The sequence below is a fragment of the Segniliparus sp. genome (genome assembly GCF_051660745.1).
Taxonomy (GTDB): Bacteria; Actinomycetota; Actinomycetes; order Mycobacteriales; family Mycobacteriaceae; genus Segniliparus.
Genome location: NZ_JBOFQF010000042.1, coordinates 334598 through 351486, shown reverse-complemented (window position 1 = coordinate 351486; position 16889 = coordinate 334598). Strand labels below are relative to the sequence as shown.

The 16889-nt window shown below is 68.8% G+C and carries 18 protein-coding genes and 1 pseudogene; 13 read left to right on the top strand and 6 right to left on the bottom strand.

Translation table 11 applies throughout. The features are described from left to right. The first annotated feature begins 6 nt into the window (after window positions 1–6). The 7 genes from panC to ACRC20_RS15970 all read left to right on the top strand — a co-directional run bounded on the left by panC (window position 7) and on the right by ACRC20_RS15970 (window position 8199). Window positions 7–936 carry a pantoate--beta-alanine ligase gene (panC, locus tag ACRC20_RS16000; protein WP_438687367.1) on the top strand — a complete coding sequence of 310 codons (930 nt, stop codon included), beginning with the start codon at window positions 7–9 and terminating at the stop codon, window positions 934–936. Continuing rightward, complete coding sequence (locus tag ACRC20_RS15995) at window positions 936–1724, top strand: type III pantothenate kinase (protein WP_438687366.1); 789 nt, start codon at window positions 936–938, stop codon at window positions 1722–1724. Before panC ends, ACRC20_RS15995 begins: the two co-directional genes overlap by 1 nt. A 252-nt stretch (window positions 1725–1976) precedes the next feature. Further along, window positions 1977–2405, top strand: coding sequence for a rhodanese-like domain-containing protein (locus tag ACRC20_RS15990; protein ID WP_438687365.1), 429 nt, complete (start codon window positions 1977–1979; stop codon window positions 2403–2405). Between the two features lie 21 nt (window positions 2406–2426). After that, complete coding sequence (gene lysS, locus ACRC20_RS15985) at window positions 2427–3932, top strand: lysine--tRNA ligase (RefSeq protein ID WP_438687364.1); 1506 nt, start codon at window positions 2427–2429, stop codon at window positions 3930–3932. A gap of 256 nt (window positions 3933–4188) precedes the next feature. Further along, complete coding sequence (locus tag ACRC20_RS15980; RefSeq protein WP_438687363.1) at window positions 4189–4530, top strand: histone-like nucleoid-structuring protein Lsr2; 342 nt, start codon at window positions 4189–4191, stop codon at window positions 4528–4530. Between the two features lie 317 nt (window positions 4531–4847). Next, window positions 4848–7376: an ATP-dependent Clp protease ATP-binding subunit gene (locus ACRC20_RS15975; protein WP_438687362.1), complete on the top strand. Its 2529-nt coding sequence runs from the start codon at window positions 4848–4850 to the stop codon at window positions 7374–7376. Between the two features lie 61 nt (window positions 7377–7437). After that, entirely contained in the window at window positions 7438–8199 is a 762-nt protein-coding gene (locus tag ACRC20_RS15970) for an alpha/beta fold hydrolase (protein WP_438687438.1), read from the top strand. Here ACRC20_RS15970 and ACRC20_RS15965 read toward each other — a convergent pair. Next, the gene (locus ACRC20_RS15965) at window positions 8183–8935 is read right to left on the bottom strand and encodes a hypothetical protein (RefSeq protein WP_438687361.1); all 753 of its coding nucleotides are present in this window, start codon (window positions 8933–8935) and stop codon (window positions 8183–8185) included. The genes ACRC20_RS15970 and ACRC20_RS15965 overlap by 17 nt on opposite strands. A gap of 143 nt (window positions 8936–9078) precedes the next feature. Here ACRC20_RS15965 and ACRC20_RS15960 point away from each other — a divergent pair, with 143 nt between their 5' ends. Together ACRC20_RS15960 and ACRC20_RS15955 are read left to right on the top strand one after the other, a co-directional pair. Then, window positions 9079–9483 carry a hypothetical protein gene (locus tag ACRC20_RS15960; protein ID WP_438687360.1) on the top strand — a complete coding sequence of 135 codons (405 nt, stop codon included), beginning with the start codon at window positions 9079–9081 and terminating at the stop codon, window positions 9481–9483. Window positions 9484–9568: 85 nt separating this feature from the next. After that, window positions 9569–10390, top strand: a complete 822-nt coding sequence (locus tag ACRC20_RS15955; RefSeq protein WP_438687359.1) for a HoxN/HupN/NixA family nickel/cobalt transporter — start codon at window positions 9569–9571, stop codon at window positions 10388–10390. Window positions 10391–10403: 13 nt separating this feature from the next. Here the strand turns inward: ACRC20_RS15955 and ACRC20_RS15950 are convergent, their stop codons facing one another. Together ACRC20_RS15950 and ACRC20_RS15945 are read right to left on the bottom strand one after the other, a co-directional pair. Further along, the gene (locus ACRC20_RS15950) at window positions 10404–10895 is read right to left on the bottom strand and encodes a TspO/MBR family protein (protein WP_438687358.1); all 492 of its coding nucleotides are present in this window, start codon (window positions 10893–10895) and stop codon (window positions 10404–10406) included. Between the two features lie 26 nt (window positions 10896–10921). Further along, a complete protein-coding gene (locus ACRC20_RS15945) occupies window positions 10922–11821 on the bottom strand; it encodes an A/G-specific adenine glycosylase (RefSeq protein WP_438687357.1) in 900 nt (299 codons plus the stop codon). Between the two features lie 25 nt (window positions 11822–11846). Here ACRC20_RS15945 and ACRC20_RS15940 point away from each other — a divergent pair, with 25 nt between their 5' ends. Continuing rightward, complete coding sequence (locus tag ACRC20_RS15940; protein ID WP_438687356.1) at window positions 11847–12512, top strand: hypothetical protein; 666 nt, start codon at window positions 11847–11849, stop codon at window positions 12510–12512. On the opposite strand, the gene ACRC20_RS15935 is transcribed toward ACRC20_RS15940, so the two are convergent. Then, window positions 12443–13393 (bottom strand): polysaccharide deacetylase family protein, encoded by a 951-nt coding sequence (locus ACRC20_RS15935; protein WP_438687355.1) that lies wholly within the window; start codon window positions 13391–13393, stop codon window positions 12443–12445. The two genes, ACRC20_RS15940 and ACRC20_RS15935, sit on opposite strands and share 70 nt — an antisense overlap. Before the next feature lie 66 nt (window positions 13394–13459). Here ACRC20_RS15935 and ACRC20_RS15930 point away from each other — a divergent pair, with 66 nt between their 5' ends. Further along, the gene (locus tag ACRC20_RS15930) at window positions 13460–13933 is read left to right on the top strand and encodes a MerR family transcriptional regulator (protein ID WP_438687354.1); all 474 of its coding nucleotides are present in this window, start codon (window positions 13460–13462) and stop codon (window positions 13931–13933) included. Here ACRC20_RS15930 and ACRC20_RS15925 read toward each other — a convergent pair. After that, window positions 13817–15229, bottom strand: a complete 1413-nt coding sequence (locus tag ACRC20_RS15925; RefSeq protein ID WP_438687353.1) for a DNA repair protein RadA — start codon at window positions 15227–15229, stop codon at window positions 13817–13819. The genes ACRC20_RS15930 and ACRC20_RS15925 overlap by 117 nt on opposite strands. Before the next feature lie 43 nt (window positions 15230–15272). Between ACRC20_RS15925 and ACRC20_RS15920 the strand changes: the two are divergent. Further along, window positions 15273–15482, top strand: a pseudogene (locus ACRC20_RS15920) (winged helix-turn-helix transcriptional regulator); the annotation flags it as partial. 9 nt (window positions 15483–15491) lie between these two features. On the opposite strand, the gene ACRC20_RS15915 reads toward ACRC20_RS15920, so the two are convergent. Continuing rightward, entirely contained in the window at window positions 15492–16073 is a 582-nt protein-coding gene (locus ACRC20_RS15915; RefSeq protein WP_438687352.1) for a tat pathway signal sequence, read from the bottom strand. Window positions 16074–16393: 320 nt separating this feature from the next. Between ACRC20_RS15915 and ACRC20_RS15910 the strand changes: the two genes are divergently transcribed. Further along, window positions 16394–16882 (top strand): CarD family transcriptional regulator, encoded by a 489-nt coding sequence (locus ACRC20_RS15910; protein WP_438687351.1) that lies wholly within the window; start codon window positions 16394–16396, stop codon window positions 16880–16882. Window positions 16883–16889: the final 7 nt, after the last annotated feature.

Sequence of the window (16889 nt, the reverse complement as noted above, 5' to 3'; positions counted from 1 at the left end):
GAAGAAATGACGAAACTGTCCCTCGGCCATAGCGACCCTGTCCTGTGCCACAGCCCGCAACAGCTGCGGGAGCTCACCGATCGGCTGCGAGCAGTCGGGAAGCATGTCGCCTTGGTCCCCACGATGGGCGCGCTGCACCAAGGGCATTTGGCATTGGTCGACCACGCGAAGCGGCTGCCGCACGCCACGGTGGTCGTCTCTATCTTCGTCAACCCGTTGCAATTCGGGCAGGGCGAAGACTTCGAGCGCTACCCGAGGCCGCTCGCCGCCGACCTCGACGCGCTCCAGGAGAAGAAGGTGCGGGTCGTCTACACCCCCGGCCCGGCGTCGATGTACCCGTCGGGATGGGGCGGGACGCAGGTGGTTCCGGGCTCGCTCGCCGACGAGCTGGAGGGGGCGCACCGTCCGGGGCATTTCACCGGCGTGCTGACCGTCGTGCTGAAGTTGCTCTCGGCCTCCGGAGCGGCATGGGCGCTGTTCGGGGAGAAGGACTACCAGCAGCTCACGTTGATCCGGGCGATGATCAAGGACCTCGACCTGCCGGTGGCCGCGTTGGGAGTTCCGACGGTGCGGGAGCCGGACGGCCTCGCGCTCTCCTCCCGCAATGTCTTTTTGAGCCCGCAAGAGCGGGAACAGGCGTTGGGGCTCTCGGCGGCCTTGCGCGCGGGGGCGGACGCGGGGGCGCGCGGCGGGGCCGCCGCGCTCGAAGCTGCCCGCAGGACGCTCGACGGCTACCCCGGTCTGGAGGTGGACTACCTCGAGCTGCGCGACCCCGAGCTGCGCCCTATGGATTTGAGCCCCGTCGATCCGAGCGGCGCGACGGAGCCGGGCGAGGCCCGACTGCTCGTCGCGGCCCGCTGCGGCAAGACGCGATTGATCGACAACATGCCGGTGCGCCTCGGCGGCCCTGCGCCTGCCGACGGGGGCGCGAGCTGATGCTGCTCGTCTTCGACATCGGCAACAGCAATGTGTCGTTGGGTTTGTTCGAGGGGGCGGGCGGCTCGGCGCGGCTCGTCGACTCGTGGCGGGTGCACACCGACCCGAAGCTCACCGGCGACGAGATCTACCTCGCGGTGGAGGGGTTCCTCGGCGAACGGGTCGACCGGGTCACCGGGGTCGCCGCGCTCTCCACAGTTCCCGCCTTGCTGCGCGAGCTGCGCCTGATGATTCCCCGGCATTTCGCCGGGCGCAGGTCGCTCATGGTCGAGCCAGGAGTGCGCACCGGGGTGCCGCTGCTCGTGGACAATCCGAAAGGGGTCGGCGCGGACCGGGTGGTGAACGCGCTCGCCGCGTTCCACCAGTTCCAGACCGCCTGCGTGGTGGTGGACATGGGCACGACCACGGTGGTGGACGCGGTCTCCGCGAAGGGGGAGTTCCTCGGCGGGGCCATCGCGCCCGGCATGGCGATCTCGGTGGACGCGCTCGCGCAGTGCGCTGCCGCGCTGCCAAAGGTGGAGCTGACCCATCCGAGATCGGTGATCGGCAAGAGCACCGTGGAGTCGTTGCAGTCCGGCGTCCTGTTCGGCTTCGCGGGCCAAGTGGACGGCCTGGTCCGGCGCATGGTCGCCGCGCTCGAAGCGCCGCATCCGCCGCGCGTGGTGCTCACCGGCGGGCTTGCCCCGCTGCTCGTCGACGAGCTGGACACGCCGTGCGCGCACGATCCTTGGCTGACGTTGACCGGGTTGCGGATGGTGTTCGAGCGACACGCCCGCGCGGGCAAATAACCCCTCCCCCACGAGCCTGGCTCGCAAGCTCGCAAGTCTGGCTCGCGGGAGGCGCCCCCAGCGCTTGCGTTATGCGCCGCCGCGCCGCATACTGAGGACATGCAGCCAAGGGCATCGGTTCCCCCCGCCCTGGCCGTCGCATGTCTGTGTCGCTGTTGTCGCTGAACCCAGCCTCGTTTTCCCTATTTTTCGGACACGCAGTTTCGGGCACCTCGTTCCGGCACACAGTCTCGACGCAGAAAGACAATCGCAGTGGCGCTCCCAGCCTTGACCCACGCTCCTCGTACCGCAGTCGCCGAGCGGCTTTCGCCGGAGGACGTCCGGCTCGCCCTCGACGCGGGCGCGGTGCTCGTCGACATCCGTTCCCAGGCCGCACGGTCCGGCCAAGGCGTTCTGGCGGGCGCTCTCGCGGTGGACCAGTTCGCCCTTGCCGCGCGGTGCGCCCCCGGGAGCGACGAGAGCCTGTGCCGCGCGTCGGCTGCCGACGCGTGGTGGATCCTGGTCAGCGCGAACGGCCTGAGCTCGCTGCACGCGACGCGCAGGCTCCGCGCCATGGGGCTTGAGCGGGTGTCGGACGTGGTGGGCGGTTTCGCGGCGCTGCGGGCGGCCCGCCGAGCCTTCGCGGCCGCTTCGGCTCCCCATGCGAAACGGGACACGGCCACGTTCGCCGCCCACTGGTAGCAGCAGGTACGCTGTTCCTCCGTGACTGATCAGACCGCTGAAGACCTCGACCTGCCCGAGCAATTGCGGATCCGCCGGGAGAAGCGGGACCGCGTGCTCGCCAGGGGCGACGAGCCGTACCCGGTCGAGTTGGCGATCACGCACACGTTGCCGCAGATCCGCGAGCAGTTCGCGGACCTGGAGACGGGCGCGTCCACCGGGGTCGTCGCAACCGTGGCGGCCCGGGTGATCTTCCAGCGCGACGCGGGCAAGCTCCTCTTCGCGACGTTGCAGGCGGGCGACGGCTCTCGGCTGCAGGCCATGATCAGCTTGAACGGGGTCGGCGAGGAGGCGTTGGCCCGGTGGAAGGCCGATGTGGACCTTGGCGACATCGTCTCCGTGCGGGGCGAAGTGATCAGCTCGAAGCGCGGGGAGCTCTCCGTGATGGCGGACAGCTGGCAGTTCGCCGCCAAAGCGCTGCGCCCGCTTCCTGTCGCGCATAAAGAGTTGTCGGAAGAGACGCAGGTGCGCCAGCGCTATCTCGACCTCATCATGCGCCCGGAGGCCAGGAACATAGCGCGCACCCGCGTGGCGGTGCTCCGCGAGCTGCGCGGCGCGCTTGAGCGGCGCGGCTTCCTGGAGGTGGAGACTCCGATCCTGCAGACGATCCAAGGCGGCGCGACCGCCCGGCCGTTCATCACCCATTCGAACGCGTTGGACATCGACTTCTATCTGAGAATAGCCCCGGAGCTCTTTTTAAAGCGCTGCCTCGTCGGCGGCCTGGAGCGCGTTTTCGAGATCAACCGAAATTTTCGCAACGAAGGAATTGATGCGACGCATTCTCCGGAGTTCACGATGCTGGAGGCATACGAGGCGTACGGCACATACGACACTATGGCCGTGTTGACGAGGGAAGTGGTCCAAGAAGTCGCGCAAGGCGCGTTCGGGTCCACCGAGCTCGTTTTAGCCGACGGCTCGACCTATGATGTGGGCGGGAATTGGACCGTCTTAGAAATGTACCCGTCTCTTTCCGAAGCGACAGGGGTCCAGGTGACTCCGGAGACCGATGTTGCTCAGTTGCGCGAGCTGGCGGTCAAGTCGGGCCTGGTCGAGGAAAAGATCAAATCTGCCGGGCCTGGGAAGATAGTCGAAGAGCTTTGGGAGCATTTGATCGGCGACCACTTGCGGGAGCCGACTTTCGTGCGGCACTTCCCGGCAGAGACATCGCCGCTTGTTCGCCAGCACCGCAGTATTCCGGGCGTGGTGGAGAAGTGGGATCTGTACGTTCGCGGTTTCGAGCTCGCGACCGGCTACTCGGAACTCGTCGACCCGGTCGTCCAGCGCGAGCGCTTCCAAGCGCAGGCCCTCCTGCGCAGCGCGGGCGACGGCGAGGCGATGCCGCTCGATGAGGACTTCTTGACCGCGATGGAGCACGGCATGCCCCCGGCGGGGGGTATCGGGCTCGGCGTCGACCGGCTTTTGACGGCGTTCACCGGGCTCGGCATCCGGGACACGGTGCTCTTCCCCGTCACTCGGCCGCAGTCTTAGACGGCTCCGTTTCGGGTGCGGGCCGCATAGCGGGAGCCCGCGCGCCTGCTCAGAATTGGCATGTTTCTGTGGTCCGACCTGGTCAACACGTGGCGCAAGGCTTCTTTGCGATAGAGAAGTCTGGGAATTAGTCGTGAAAAACAAACCTGCGCGAGGATTTTGGGAGATTTTCTTCGTGCGTGCCGTACTATGTGTGGACGACGAAGGATCGCGGCAGATAGAGTATTGCGGCAATAGAGGAGAATGAGGAAAGAGTATGGCGAAAAAAGTTACGGTCACCATTATCGACGACCTTGACGGAGAGAGCGTCGCGGCCGAAACAGTCGCATTCGGACTTGACGGGGCGAGCTACACGATTGACCTTTCCGAGAAGAACGCGACGAAGCTGCGCGACCTCTTGGAGCCGTGGATTTCGAGCGCCACGAAGGTGAGCGGTCGTCGCAAGGCGGCGGGGAATCCCGTGAAGGTCGCGGCGAAGGTCGACAAAGAGCAGCTCGGCCCGATCCGGGACTGGGCGCGGTCGAACGGCTACGAGGTTTCCCCCCGTGGGCGTGTGCCGCAGCACATCATCGACGCGTACAACTCGAAGGGCCGCTGACCGGAGGTTCATTCGCGAGGGCTGGCGCAACGCCTCCGACTTGGGGAGGCGTTGCTTCCGGCTTGGGGAGGCGTTGCTTCGCGAGTGAACTTCCCACGGCCGCGCCCGTTCGGGCGTGTTCGCTCCGGGCGTACCGTCTCATGGAGTAAACCGAGCGCTCGCCGCGTTTAGTCGGGTATGGTCAAGTATGGATTTTCCTCACGCGACCTCCGAAACTCGCCGCGAGAAGGCGTCGAGAGCCACTAGAGTGGAGATAGCTCGGCGAGACGTCGAGGTCGTGACTGCTTCTGACGGTGCACAGAGAAGGGTGACACGGAATGTTTGAGAGATTTACCGACCGCGCGCGTCGGGTTGTGGTCCTGGCCCAGGAAGAGGCCCGGATGCTCAACCACAACTACATCGGCACGGAGCACATCCTGCTGGGCCTCATCCACGAGGGAGAGGGCGTCGCGGCGAAGTCGTTGGAATCCCTCGGGATCTCGTTGGAAGCGGTGCGCAGCCAGGTCGAAGAGATCATCGGCCAGGGCCAGCAGGGCCCGTCGGTGCACATCCCTTTCACGCCGAGGGCGAAGAAGGTGCTGGAGCTCTCCCTGCGGGAGGCTCTGCAGCTGGGGCACAACTACATCGGGACCGAGCACATCTTGCTCGGCCTGATCCGAGAGGGCGAGGGCGTCGCGGCCCAGGTGCTGGTCAAGCTCGGCGCGGACCTGTCCAGGGTGCGCCAGCAGGTGATCCAGCTGCTCTCCGGGTACTCCGGCGGCGGCAAAGAGCCTGAGGCCGCGGGCGCGGGCGGTCGCAGCGGCGAGGCGGGCACCCCGTCCACCTCGCTCGTGCTCGACCAGTTCGGCCGCAACCTCACCCGCGCCGCGCTCGACGGCAAGCTCGACCCGGTCATCGGGCGCGAGAAGGAGATCGAGCGCGTCATGCAGGTGCTGTCGCGGCGGACCAAGAACAACCCGGTCCTCATCGGCGAGCCCGGCGTCGGCAAGACCGCCGTGGTGGAGGGCCTCGCGCAGGCCATCGTCCACGGCGAGGTGCCCGAGACGCTCAAGGACAAGCAGCTCTACACGCTCGACCTCGGGTCGCTGGTCGCGGGCAGCCGCTACCGAGGCGACTTCGAAGAGCGGCTGAAGAAGGTCCTCAAGGAGATCAACTCCCGGGGCGACATCATCCTCTTCATCGACGAGCTGCACACCCTGGTCGGCGCGGGCGCGGCCGAGGGCGCGATCGACGCGGCCTCGATCCTCAAGCCCAAGCTGGCCCGAGGCGAGCTGCAGACCATCGGCGCGACGACGCTCGACGAGTACCGCAAGTACATCGAGAAGGACGCCGCCCTTGAGCGCCGGTTCCAGCCGGTCCAGGTCGGCGAGCCCTCGGTGGCGCACACCATCGAGATCCTCAAGGGCCTGCGGGACCGCTACGAGGCGCACCACCGCGTCTCCATCACCGACGCGGCGCTCGCGGCGGCGGCCACGCTCGCGGACCGGTACATCAACGACCGGTTCCTCCCGGACAAGGCCATCGACCTCATCGACGAGGCGGGCGCGCGGATGCGCATCCGCCGGATGACCGCGCCGCCCGACCTTCGGGATTTCGACGAGCAGATCGCGAACACCCGTCGGCAGAAGGAGTCCGCGATCGACGAGCAGGACTTCGAGAAGGCGGCCGGGCTGCGCGACTCGGAGAAGAAGCTGGTCGCCCAGCGCGCCGAGCGCGAGAAGCAGTGGCGCTCGGGGGACATGGACGTGGTCGCCGAGGTGGACGAGGAGGAGATCGCCGAGGTGCTGGCCAACTGGACCGGCATCCCCGTCTTCAAACTCACCGAGGAGGAGACCACGCGCCTGCTCCGCATGGAGGACGAGCTGCACAAGCGGATCATCGGCCAGCGCGACGCGGTCGCGGCGGTCGCCAAGGCGATCCGGCGCACCCGCGCGGGCCTGAAGGACCCCAAGCGCCCGTCCGGCTCGTTCATCTTCGCGGGCCCCTCCGGCGTCGGGAAGACCGAGCTCTCCAAGGCGCTGGCGAACTTCCTGTTCGGCGACGACGACGCGCTCATCCAGATCGACATGGGCGAGTTCCACGACCGCTTCACCGCCTCCCGCCTGTTCGGCGCGCCTCCGGGCTACGTCGGGTACGAAGAGGGCGGCCAGCTCACCGAGAAGGTGCGCCGCAAGCCCTTCTCCGTTGTCCTGTTCGACGAGATCGAGAAGGCCCACCACGAGATCTACAACACGCTGTTGCAGGTCCTCGAGGACGGCCGCCTCACCGACGGCCAGGGCCGTACGGTCGACTTCAAGAACACAGTGCTGATCTTCACCTCGAACCTCGGCACCTCGGACATCTCGAAGGCGGTCGGACTGGGCTTCAGCTCCGGCGAGGGCAACACGTCGAACTACGAGCGGATGAAGCAGAAGGTCCAGGACGAGCTCAAGAAGCACTTCCGGCCCGAGTTCCTCAACCGTATCGACGAGATCGTGGTCTTCCACCAGCTCACGACGGATGAGATCGTCCAGATGGTCGACCTCATGACTGCCCGTGTCGGCGTCGCGCTCAAGGCGAAGGACATGGCCATCGAGCTCACCGGCCAGGCCAAGGCGCTCTTGGCCAAGCGCGGGTTCGACCCGGTGCTCGGCGCCCGTCCGCTCCGCCGGACCATCCAGCGCGAGATCGAGGACCAGCTGTCGGAGAAGATCCTCTTCGGCGAGTTCGGCGCGGGACAGACGATCCTCGTGGACGTCGAGGGCTGGGACGGCGAAGGCTCGGGCGAAGACGCCAAGTTCGTCTTCCGGGCGACCGCGACCGCCGAGCCGGTGCTCGCCGCCGCCGGTGAGCCCGCTGGAGAATAACGCCGCCGTCTACGGCTCTAGTTTCGGCCCCGGCCCCACGATCCTGCTGCTGCACGGATTGATGGGCCGGGGCCGAACTTGGTCGCGGCACCTGCCGTGGCTGCAGGGGCTCGGCAGGGTTGTCGTGTACGACGCGTCGTGGCATAGAGGCCGGGGCGAGCGCCCGGACCTCGAAACAGGCGACGGCCGGAGCATCGCGACCGAGCGTTTCGTCGAGGAGGCGGCGGCGGTGCTGGAGGCGCACGCGGACGGCCCTGCGGTGGTGGTCGGCCACTCCATGGGCGGGTTGCACGCGTGGTGTCTGGCGGCGGCGCGGCCAGAGCTGGTCCAGGCGCTGGTCGTTGAGGACATGGCTCCGGATTTCCGTGGCCGGACCCTCGGGCCCTGGGAGCCGTGGCTGGAGAGCTGGCCGGTGGAGTTCCCGGACGACGATGCGGTGGACGCGCTCGTCGGACCAGTCGCCGGGCGGTACTTCCGCGAGTCCTTCGACCGGATTCCCGGTGCGGACGGGTCGCCGGGCGGGTACCGGCTGCACGGGCATATCGACGTGTGGTGCGCGATCGCGGCGCAATGGGGGAAGCGGGACTACTGGGCCGAATGGGCAGCGGTCCAGGCGCCGGCGCTGCTCGTGGAGGCCGCGCACGGCGTCACGCCTGCGGGCCAGATGCGCGAGATGGCAGAACGAAAAAGAGCCCAGCGGAGCCGGTCGGCCCGGCACGTGGTCCTCGACGCGGGGCATTTGGCCCACGACGTGGCGCCCGGCCAATTCCAGCAGCTGGTGACGGAGTTTTTGCGCGAAGCGCGGATCAGCTCAAGACGTTGACCGCGCGGGCCACCACGAGCGCCACGGTGGAGAGCGCGACCAGGCTCTGCGCCGCCATGAGCGCTTTCGCCCAGCGGGTGAGCGGCATGGTGTCGGTCGGGGAGAACGCGGTCGCGTTGGTGAAGCTCACGTAGAGGTAGTCGAAGAAGCGGGGGACCCAGTCTTTCGGCGCGAGCCGCCCGATGGTCATCTGCGGGAAGAGGAAGCTCGGGTAGGGGTGTTTGCCCGCTCCTCTGGCGAACGGGCCGCCCCGGTCCAGCAGCCAGTACCAGACGCCGTAGGCGATGATGTTCGTGATGTAGATGGCCGCCCCGCTGCCGAGCAGCTCGGCGGCGTCCTTTCCGGTCTGCCCGGTGACGATGTGGTAGTCCAGGAGCGCGGAGGAGGCCGCGTTGTCGAGGCTGATCGCCGCGACGAGCGCGATATTGGCCCGTTTGCCCAGCCAGGTGGACCGGGTCAGCCGGATCGGGTTGATCACCGTCAAGACCGCGAGGAGGGCGAGCTCGAGGCCCGGCAAGAGCCACCGGGGGTGCAGCCCGTACGCGTCGGGGATCGCCAACTGCAGGGCCATCGCCACGAGGATCGCGGCGACGACCGGCAGCCGGTTCTCCGGGTTGTGCGGGCGCAGCCACGCGGGGGCGTGCTCTTCGAGCTGCTGCCCGAGGCGCTCGGCGTCGTGCGCGACTCTGCCGAGGCCGGTGCTCGCGACGGCCGGTTGTTCGGGGGTGGCGTTCATCCCAGCCATATTCTCTCGGAATGCCGCAATCCCGCCGCGACTCGCCGATGCGGCCGACAGAGCCAGCAGTTGCCGTGTTCGCGGGGGTCCGGTACGTTCGGTCGATCAGAGGCAGGAGACGGCGCAGGAGAGGGGCGGGGCAGGTGGCTCGCGATTATTCAGAGGACCCGGTGGGGCGGTTCGAGGACAATATGCGCGCGGGCGAGGCGCTGCGGCCGTCGGACATGCGAGCCTCGGCGACACGGTACCGCCAGCTCGCCGACGGCGTTCTGGACCATTTCCACGCGCTGCAGCTGACTGCGGACGACTGCGAGGAGGAAGTGCCCGAGGGGCTTGACGAGCTGCGTCTGAAAGGGGAGCGGCTGCGCGGCTACGCGGACCAGCTGCTCGCTTTCGCAGACCGGGCCGAGGCGACGAAATCGATCGTCGCGCGGTTCCGGGGGCTGCCGTTGTCGGTGCTGGACGAGCAGGACAAACGAGAACTGGCGAAATCCCTGCAGGAGCTCTACGGGCCGCTGCCAGAGGCGTTCGGCCTTGTCGGCGGCTGAGCTGTTTCGTCGGGGGCGGGCTGAGGCTAGCCGCTCGGCTCCGGCAATTCCGACGGACGCGCGGCGGCATTGGTAGGCTGGCCGGATGCTGAGTCTCGGCGTGCTGCTCACCGCGTTGCTCCTCGGCGTGCGCCACGCCTTCGACGCCGACCACATCGCCGCGGTGGACAACGTCACCAGAAGGCTCGTCAAGAGGGGGACGGCCCCCAAGACGGTCGGCCTCTGGTTCGCGCTCGGGCATTCCACGGTGGTGTTCGCGATGGCGGCGCTGACGGCGGCGGGGACGAAGTACGCGGCCCCGCTGCTCTTGGACGATTCGGCGACGCGGCAGGCGCTCGGCTTGTTCGGCTCGCTGGTGTCGATCGGCTTCCTGCTGGTCGTCGGCCTTTTGAACCTGAGGGCGCTCGTGGACGCGGCGCGGGGCCGGGAACGGTCCTCCTCGGGCTGGCTGTCCAGCAAGGCGGAGCTGGTCACGAGGCCGTGGCAGATGTACGTCGTCGGGCTGTTGTTCGGGCTCGGCTTCGACACGGCCAGCGAGATCGCGCTCCTGGTGCTCGCGGGCGCGGCGGCGGCCAGCGGGGCGGCGCTGTGGTCGGCCTTGGCGATCCCGTTGGCCTTCGCGGCGGGGATGAGCTTCTTCGACACGCTCGACGGCTGGCTCATGGGCCTCGCGTACCGCCGCGCGCTGCAGGACGCGGAGCGCGAGCGCCGCTACAACATCGCGGTCACCGGGCTTTCGGTCGCCGTGGCGCTCGGGGTCGGGCTTGTCGAGCTGGCAGGCGTGCTGGTCGACCACGACGTGGTCGACCTCGAATACGTCGGCTATGCCGTGGTGGCGCTGTTCCTGGGGCTGTGGGCCGCGCGGCTGGCGTTCGCGGCCCGGAGCCGGGCGGCGGCTTCAGGATGAGCGGGCAGGCCGGTCACTTGTTGCGCCGCCACACGGACCAGTTCAACGCGCCCGCGAAGGCGAGCCAGACGAGATAAGGGGCGAGGAGCGCGGCGGCCAGCCGGTTGCGCCGCGCGAACAGCGCGGTGGCGCCTGTGGCGGCGCCCCAGAGCAACACGAGGTCGGCGAATGCCGCGCCGCGCTTGCCGAGGCCGAAGAACAGCGGCGACCACAGGGCGTTCAGCCCGAGCTGCGCGGCGTAGGCGGCCAATGCGGGCCGGGCCGAGGCTCGGGGCTTCTCGCGCCACACGAGCCAGGCCGCCGTGGCCATCATCGCGTAGAGAACGGTCCAGACCGGGCCGAAAACCGAGCCGGGCGGAGACCACGACGGCTGGCGCAGTCGCGCGTAGTCCTCCTTGGCGCGGATCGACGCGACCGAACCGGTCCCGGCCACAGCGGCCACGGCCAGCATGGAAGTCGCGAGCGCGAGAGATTCTTGCCGTTTCTCTGCTGCGGTGCGGGGCATGTCGCGAGTCTAGCCCGGAATGGCTCTCAGCCGCCGAGCGCGATCCTGCCGTCGTCCACGTGGACGAGCCCGTCGGCCACCAGCGACGCGAGGGCGCGCTCGCGCTGGTCGGGGTTTGCGAGCCACACCTGGTCCAGCTCCGCCTTGCGCAGCGGATCGGCGCTCGCGCGCAACGCGGCGAGGATGGCGCCCCTGGCCTGGCGGTCGCTGCCCGCGTAACGGGGGGCACGCCGCTGCGCGGGGGCCTGCGCCGCAGGCTTGCCCTCGTTCGCCCATCGGCACGGATGGATCGGGCAGACGGCGCACTGCGGCGCCTCGGGCGCGCACACGGTCTGGCCCAACTCCATGAGCGCGGCGGAGAGCCTGCTCGCCGAGGCGGGGTCTTCGGGCAGCAGCGCGAGCGTGTCCGGCAGGTCTCGGGCCCTGGCCTGTCCGTCCGCCTCGCCGTGCAGCACCCGGCGGAGCACGCGCCGCACGTTCACGTCCACCACCGGCGCGCGCTGCCCGAACGCGAATGCGAGCACCGCGCGCGCCGTGTAGTCCCCGACCCCGGGGAGGGCGAGGAGCGCTTCGAGCTCGTCGGGCACGAGCCCGTCGTGCTCCGCGACGATCACGCGCGAGGCCTCGTGCAGCCGCGCCGCGCGCCTCGGGTAGCCGAGCCGCCCCCAGGCGCGCAGCGCCTCGGCGAGCGGCTGCGCCGCGAGCGCGGCGGGAGTCGGCCACCGGTCGGTCCATTCCTCCCAGACCGGCCGCACGCGCTCCACCTGCGTCTGTTGCAGCATGACCTCGCTCACCAGCACTCCCCACGGCGTGACTTCGGGCTCGCGCCACGGCAACGCCCGCGCATGCTCGTCGAACCATCGGATCAATGCCCGCCCCGACTCTGAGAATTCGAGCCCGTCCGGGTGTGCCTCGCCAGAAATCATGTCGTTGCCGAGTAGTGTCGCGCTCGTGACAGGAGAGTCAGGACCCAAATCTCTGCCACCGGAGGTGTACTTGCGGCGGCGTTCGCTGGCATTGGGGGTCGGCGCGCTCATCCTGGTTGCCATTATCGCCCTGGTTTTCGTGCTGGTGCGGGGCGGGGGGTCCAAGCCCCCGGCCCGCTCGTCCGTGTCCGCTGCCGCGAGCGTCTCGCCCTCGAAGGCCCCCGACTCCTCGCCGTCGCCCTCCGCGTCCGAATCCCAGCCCCCGCCGCCGCCGACGCTCGCCCAGGCGGGCCAGCCGTGCTCGGACGATTGGCTGGCGATGGTCGCCTCTGCGGACAAAGCGACATACACCGTCGGCGAGCAGCCGAAATTCACCGGCGTGGTGACGAACGGCTCGCCGCTCGCCTGCCAGCGGGATGTCGGGGACGGCATGCAGGCGTTCGTCGTGTCCACGCTCGACGGCGCGACCCGGATCTGGTCGAGCCAGGACTGCGCCCCGACGAACGGGCAGAGCCTGCAGATGCTCAAGCCTGGCCAGCAGATCGCCTACCAGGCCACCTGGACCGGCAAGACCTCCTCTCCTGGCTGCCAGGACGAGCGCGTCGACATCCAGCCCGGCTACTACCGCGTGGTGGCGCAGCTGGGGCAGAAGGTTTCCGCGCCGGTGACGTTCAACGTCCTTGCCCCCTGACGAGACCGCGCCGTAGCCGAGGCGGCCCGTTCGCGCAGGTAGTGCTCGGCGATCTCGTCGCTCGTCGTCACCCACACGCGGGGGTGGTTGACAACGCGTTCGAGCGCGAGGTCGAGGTACTTGTTCCGGAACGGCTGTCCGATCACGAACGGGTGCAGGCACAGCGCCATCACCCGGCCGCTCTCCGCCGAGTCCGCGTCGAGCTGCTCCAACTGGTCTTCCACGATGCGGACGAAATCCGGGCCGCTCAAGTTCCTGCCGACGAAGAGCAGCACATCGTTGAGCTCGACGGAATACGGGACGCTGAGCAGCCCCGGGACGTCGGTCTCGAACGGCTGGTCGTCGGCGCACCAGTCCAGGACGTAGCGCAGGCCCAGCTCGGCAAGCAGCGCCGGGGTGTGGAACGTCTCGGAGAGCGCCGGGCCGAGCCAGCCGAGCGGACGCTTGCGCACGGCCTTGCCGATGACTTCGACAATTTCCGCGAGGCGGGCCCGCTCCTCGTCGGGCGGCAGCCCGGTTTGCAGGTCGGAGTTGCTTTTGCCGTGCGCGAGCCATGCCCAGTCCCGCGCCAAACCTGCCTCGATGATCTGCGGGTAGTGCTCGCAGACATCCGAGTTGAGCAGCGCGCTCGCGCGCACTTTGTGCCGGTCGAGGGTCTCAAGCAGCCGCCAGAACCCCACGCGGGTCCCGTAGTCGCGCCATCCATGGTTGAGCGGATCCGGCACGAGGTCGCGAGTGCCCGGATAGATGCTGGTGGAAGGGCGGCCGAGGTGGAAGTGCTCGATGTTGAGGCCGACGTAGAAGGCGACTCGGGCGCCTCCTGGCCAATGAATCGGCTCGCGATCGACAATGGGGCGGTAGGGGTACAGGGTGTGGCGCATAGAATCGGATGCTAGAACCTTCACACGGATGTGAAGGCTTGCACAACTCGCTATGAGGTCTGCCACATGAAAATCGGGGAACTGTCGGACCGCACGGGCGTCTCTCGTCGCCTTCTGCGGTACTACGAGGAGCAAGGGCTGATCGCTCCCTCCCGGATCGCGAACAATTACCGCGAGTACACCGAGGCGTTCGTGGATCAAGTGGTCCAGATCAGGGGCCTGCTCGATATCGGGCTGCCGACCCGGGTCGTCAAACAGATCCTGCCGTGCCTCGACAGGCCTCGGCAGATCCACATCAAGGACGCGACGCCGGAGGTGCTGGCGCTGCTGGCGGGGGAGCGCGACCGGATGGCCGAGCGGATTCGGCTTCTCGTCCGCAACCGCGACGCCATCTCGAGCTATCTCGAAGAGGTCGTCGCGGCCTTACGCGACGATGTCGAGCCCTCCTCGGGAGGCTCCGCCGAGCGCGGCGAGGCTGCTCAGCCGCCGGAGCGCGGCCCCGGTGGTCGACACCGGGACGAGGTCGAGGCCCGCGACTGACTTCCCGGCGCCCGGCTTCAGGTCCTCGCCCGCCGGGATGATCGCGCTCGTCCTGCCGAGCCGGGCGGCTTCGGCCAAGCGCTGCTCGGTGGCGCTCACGGCGACGACCTCGCCGGTGAGCGCGACCTCGCCGAAGGCGACGAGGCCGAGAGGCAGGGCTTCGCCGGAGGCCGCTCCCGCGATCGCGAGCGCGATCGCGAGGTCGGCGCTCGGCTCGTGCATCGACATGCCGCCGACCGTCGAGAGGTAGACGTCCTTGTCCCTGAGGTCCAGTCCGCATCTCGCGGAGAGCACCCCGACGATTTTCGCCACTCGGTCCGAGCGCAGGCCGCTCACCACAGTCCTCGGCCCGCGCGCGGCGGGCGCGACCAGCGCTTGGACTTCGCCGAGCAAGGGCCGCCTGCCGTGCATCACCACGGTGCCCGCCGAGCCGACGACCGGATGCTCGCGCCGCCCGAGCAGGAACGACCCCGGATCGGCGACCGCCGAGATGCCGTGCTCGGTCTGCTCGAAGCAGCCCACCTCGTCGCTCGGCCCGAACCGGTTCTTCACCCCGCGCAGAAGGCGCAACCTGGAGTGCTGCTCGCCCGAGAACGTCAGCACCACGTCGACGAGGTGCTCGAGGAACCGGGGGCCTGCGATCTCGCCGTCCTTGGTCACATGGCCGATGAGCACGACCGATATGTCGAGCGCTTTGGCGAGCGCGCTGAAACGGCGGACGGCCTCCTGGATCTGGCTGATCGCCCCCGAGGCCTCGCCCGTGGAGCGGAGCATCTGCACCGAGTCCACCACCACCAGCTCGGGCTTGAGCTCCACGCAGCTCGCGAGGATCGCCTCAAGCCGCGTCTCGGCGGTGAACAAGACTCCGTCGTGCATGGCCCCGATACGTTCGGCCCTGCCCCTGGCCTGCGCCGGAGACTCCTCCCCCGAGACGTACAGGCAGCGGCGCCCCGCGAACGCCCACTGCTTCGCGGTCTCCAAGAGGAGCGTTGACTTGCCGACCCCGGGCTCGCCCGCGAGGAGCACCACCGACCCCGCGACGAGCCCCTTGCCGAGCACCCGGTCGAACTCTCGGATCCCGGTTGGCCGCGCCAAGGCGTCCGAGCCTTGGATCTGCGTGATCGGCTCCACCACGGCTTTGCGCCCGTCCGCGCCGTCGGACACCGGCACGAGGGTCGCCCATGCCCCGCAACGGGGGCAGCGGCCGAGCCATTTCACATGGACGGAGCCGCATTCCTCGCAGCGGTGCCTGCCTTCGCGCTGGTCGGCCTTCCTCGAATCACGGGCTGTGCTCATGCCCGACAGTGTGGCAGGGGGGTCCGACAAGTTCCGGGCCTCGGACGCGCCCGGCGGCTCCGAGCGCCCCGGCGAATTCCAGCAGAGCCTCGGAGTGGCGAAGAATATTTTGGCCGCCAGGTTGCGCAATCTCGTCGAGCACGGGATCCTCGAACGCGTCTCGGAGGCAGGTGGCGCCCGTGCCGCCTACGTGCTCACGGACAAGGGGCGGGCCCTCTTCCCGGTGCTTGTGGCGCTCCGGCCGCTGAGCGGCGGCGCGTCGTCAGTCGTGCTTGGCGGGGCTTTCGCCCTTGCCGACAAGGGGGATGTCCGCGTGGAAGCTGTTGCGCTCCTCGTTCGGGAAGCTCGGGTTCTGCGACGGCGGCGCGACGACTTTGAACTCGACCCGGACCGACAGCCCTGCCGCGAGCTTTTCGCCTGCGAGATTCAAAGACGGGCTCGCGGCGAACTCGGCGCGGGACTTGTCCGCCGCGCCGTCCGCCGTTGCCTGCGCCGGGACCGGCCCGACCTGCAGGCGCCCCTGGGCGGGGATCTCTTTGTTGGCGAGCTCGGCGAGGTCCTGCCGCTTGCCCGAGGGGTACACCACCGAGACCGAGGTCAGCCGCAGTGGGCGGATCGAGGAGTTCACGGCGACGAAGGACAGCGAGCCCTCCTGCCCGGCGAGCGCGACGTACGCGTTGCGCACCGCGACCAGCTTGGAGTCGACGGGCGCGCCGTCGACGGCGGCCTGCTGCGACCCGGTCTGGTTGTTCCACCCCGCGCTGCACGAGGAGAGCGCCGCGACGGCCGCCAGTCCTGCCACGAGCGCCACCGTCCGACGTCGCTGGTTGTGGGTGACTGCCATCCTCTGTCCTCCGGGTAGTTCGGGGTTTGTCTGATCGACTTCGCGGACTACTGTAACCGGCGGTCGCGCGGGGCGTTGGATGAGGTCGCCCGCCGCCCGCCCCGGCCTTGTCCCGCGAGGCCCCAAGGCCGCTCCAGCGCCCCTGTCCGGGCCCGCCCACCACGCCGGAAGCGCGGACGGGTATCCTGGAGTGGTATATGACATGAATCACTGGTCGCGTCAGCGTCGGGCCGCGCGGCTCCCATGAGCTGCGCCAAGCCGAGGAGGGGCGGGCTCCGAATCGCTGGTAAGATCAGTGGAGTGAAAGGTGAGCGCCGCGTATGAACTTCAAAATTGGGGACACCGTCGTATATCCGCACCACGGAGCCGCGCTAGTCGAGGCGATCGAGGTCAGGACCATCAAAGGTGTGGAGAAAGAGTACCTCGTCCTCAAGGTCGGCCAGGGAGACCTCACGGTCCGCGTGCCCGCTGAGAACGCCGAGTACATCGGCATCCGCGACGTGGTGAGCGACGAGGGCCTCGACAAGGTCTTCAACGTCTTGCGCGACGTGCACACCGAGGAGCCGACCAACTGGTCCCGCCGGTACAAGGCGAACATCGAGAAGCTCGCCTCCGGCGACGTGCACAAAGTCGCCGAGGTCGTCCGCGACCTGTGGCGGCGCGAGCAAGGGCGGGGCCTGTCCGCAGGCGAGAAGCGCCTGCTCGCGAAGGCGCGCCAAGTGCTGGTCGGAGAATTGGCGCTGGCGGAGAGCTCGGACGACGCGAAGGCCGAAGGCCTGCTCGACGAGGTGCTCGCCGAAGCCTCGTAGCGCGGAG

Excerpts from the sequence above, each read along its gene's own strand:
- ACRC20_RS15950 (WP_438687358.1), bottom strand. The coding sequence starts at position 10,895 with ATGCCCCGCACCGCAGCAGAGAAACGGCAAGAATCTCTCGCGCTCGCG.
- ACRC20_RS15930 (WP_438687354.1), top strand. The coding sequence starts at position 13,460 with ATGAAAATCGGGGAACTGTCGGACCGCACGGGCGTCTCTCGTCGCCTT.
- ACRC20_RS15910 (WP_438687351.1), top strand. The coding sequence starts at position 16,394 with ATGAACTTCAAAATTGGGGACACCGTCGTATATCCGCACCACGGAGCC.
- ACRC20_RS15955 (WP_438687359.1), top strand. The coding sequence starts at position 9,569 with ATGCTGAGTCTCGGCGTGCTGCTCACCGCGTTGCTCCTCGGCGTGCGC.
- panC (WP_438687367.1), top strand. The coding sequence starts at position 7 with ATGACGAAACTGTCCCTCGGCCATAGCGACCCTGTCCTGTGCCACAGC.
- ACRC20_RS15975 (WP_438687362.1), top strand. The coding sequence starts at position 4,848 with ATGTTTGAGAGATTTACCGACCGCGCGCGTCGGGTTGTGGTCCTGGCC.
- ACRC20_RS15945 (WP_438687357.1), bottom strand. The coding sequence starts at position 11,821 with ATGATTTCTGGCGAGGCACACCCGGACGGGCTCGAATTCTCAGAGTCG.
- ACRC20_RS15935 (WP_438687355.1), bottom strand. The coding sequence starts at position 13,393 with ATGCGCCACACCCTGTACCCCTACCGCCCCATTGTCGATCGCGAGCCG.
- ACRC20_RS15915 (WP_438687352.1), bottom strand. The coding sequence starts at position 16,073 with ATGGCAGTCACCCACAACCAGCGACGTCGGACGGTGGCGCTCGTGGCA.
- ACRC20_RS15965 (WP_438687361.1), bottom strand. The coding sequence starts at position 8,935 with ATGAACGCCACCCCCGAACAACCGGCCGTCGCGAGCACCGGCCTCGGC.
- ACRC20_RS15970 (WP_438687438.1), top strand. The coding sequence starts at position 7,438 with ATGGGCCGGGGCCGAACTTGGTCGCGGCACCTGCCGTGGCTGCAGGGG.
- ACRC20_RS15995 (WP_438687366.1), top strand. The coding sequence starts at position 936 with ATGCTGCTCGTCTTCGACATCGGCAACAGCAATGTGTCGTTGGGTTTG.
- ACRC20_RS15980 (WP_438687363.1), top strand. The coding sequence starts at position 4,189 with ATGGCGAAAAAAGTTACGGTCACCATTATCGACGACCTTGACGGAGAG.
- ACRC20_RS15925 (WP_438687353.1), bottom strand. The coding sequence starts at position 15,229 with ATGAGCACAGCCCGTGATTCGAGGAAGGCCGACCAGCGCGAAGGCAGG.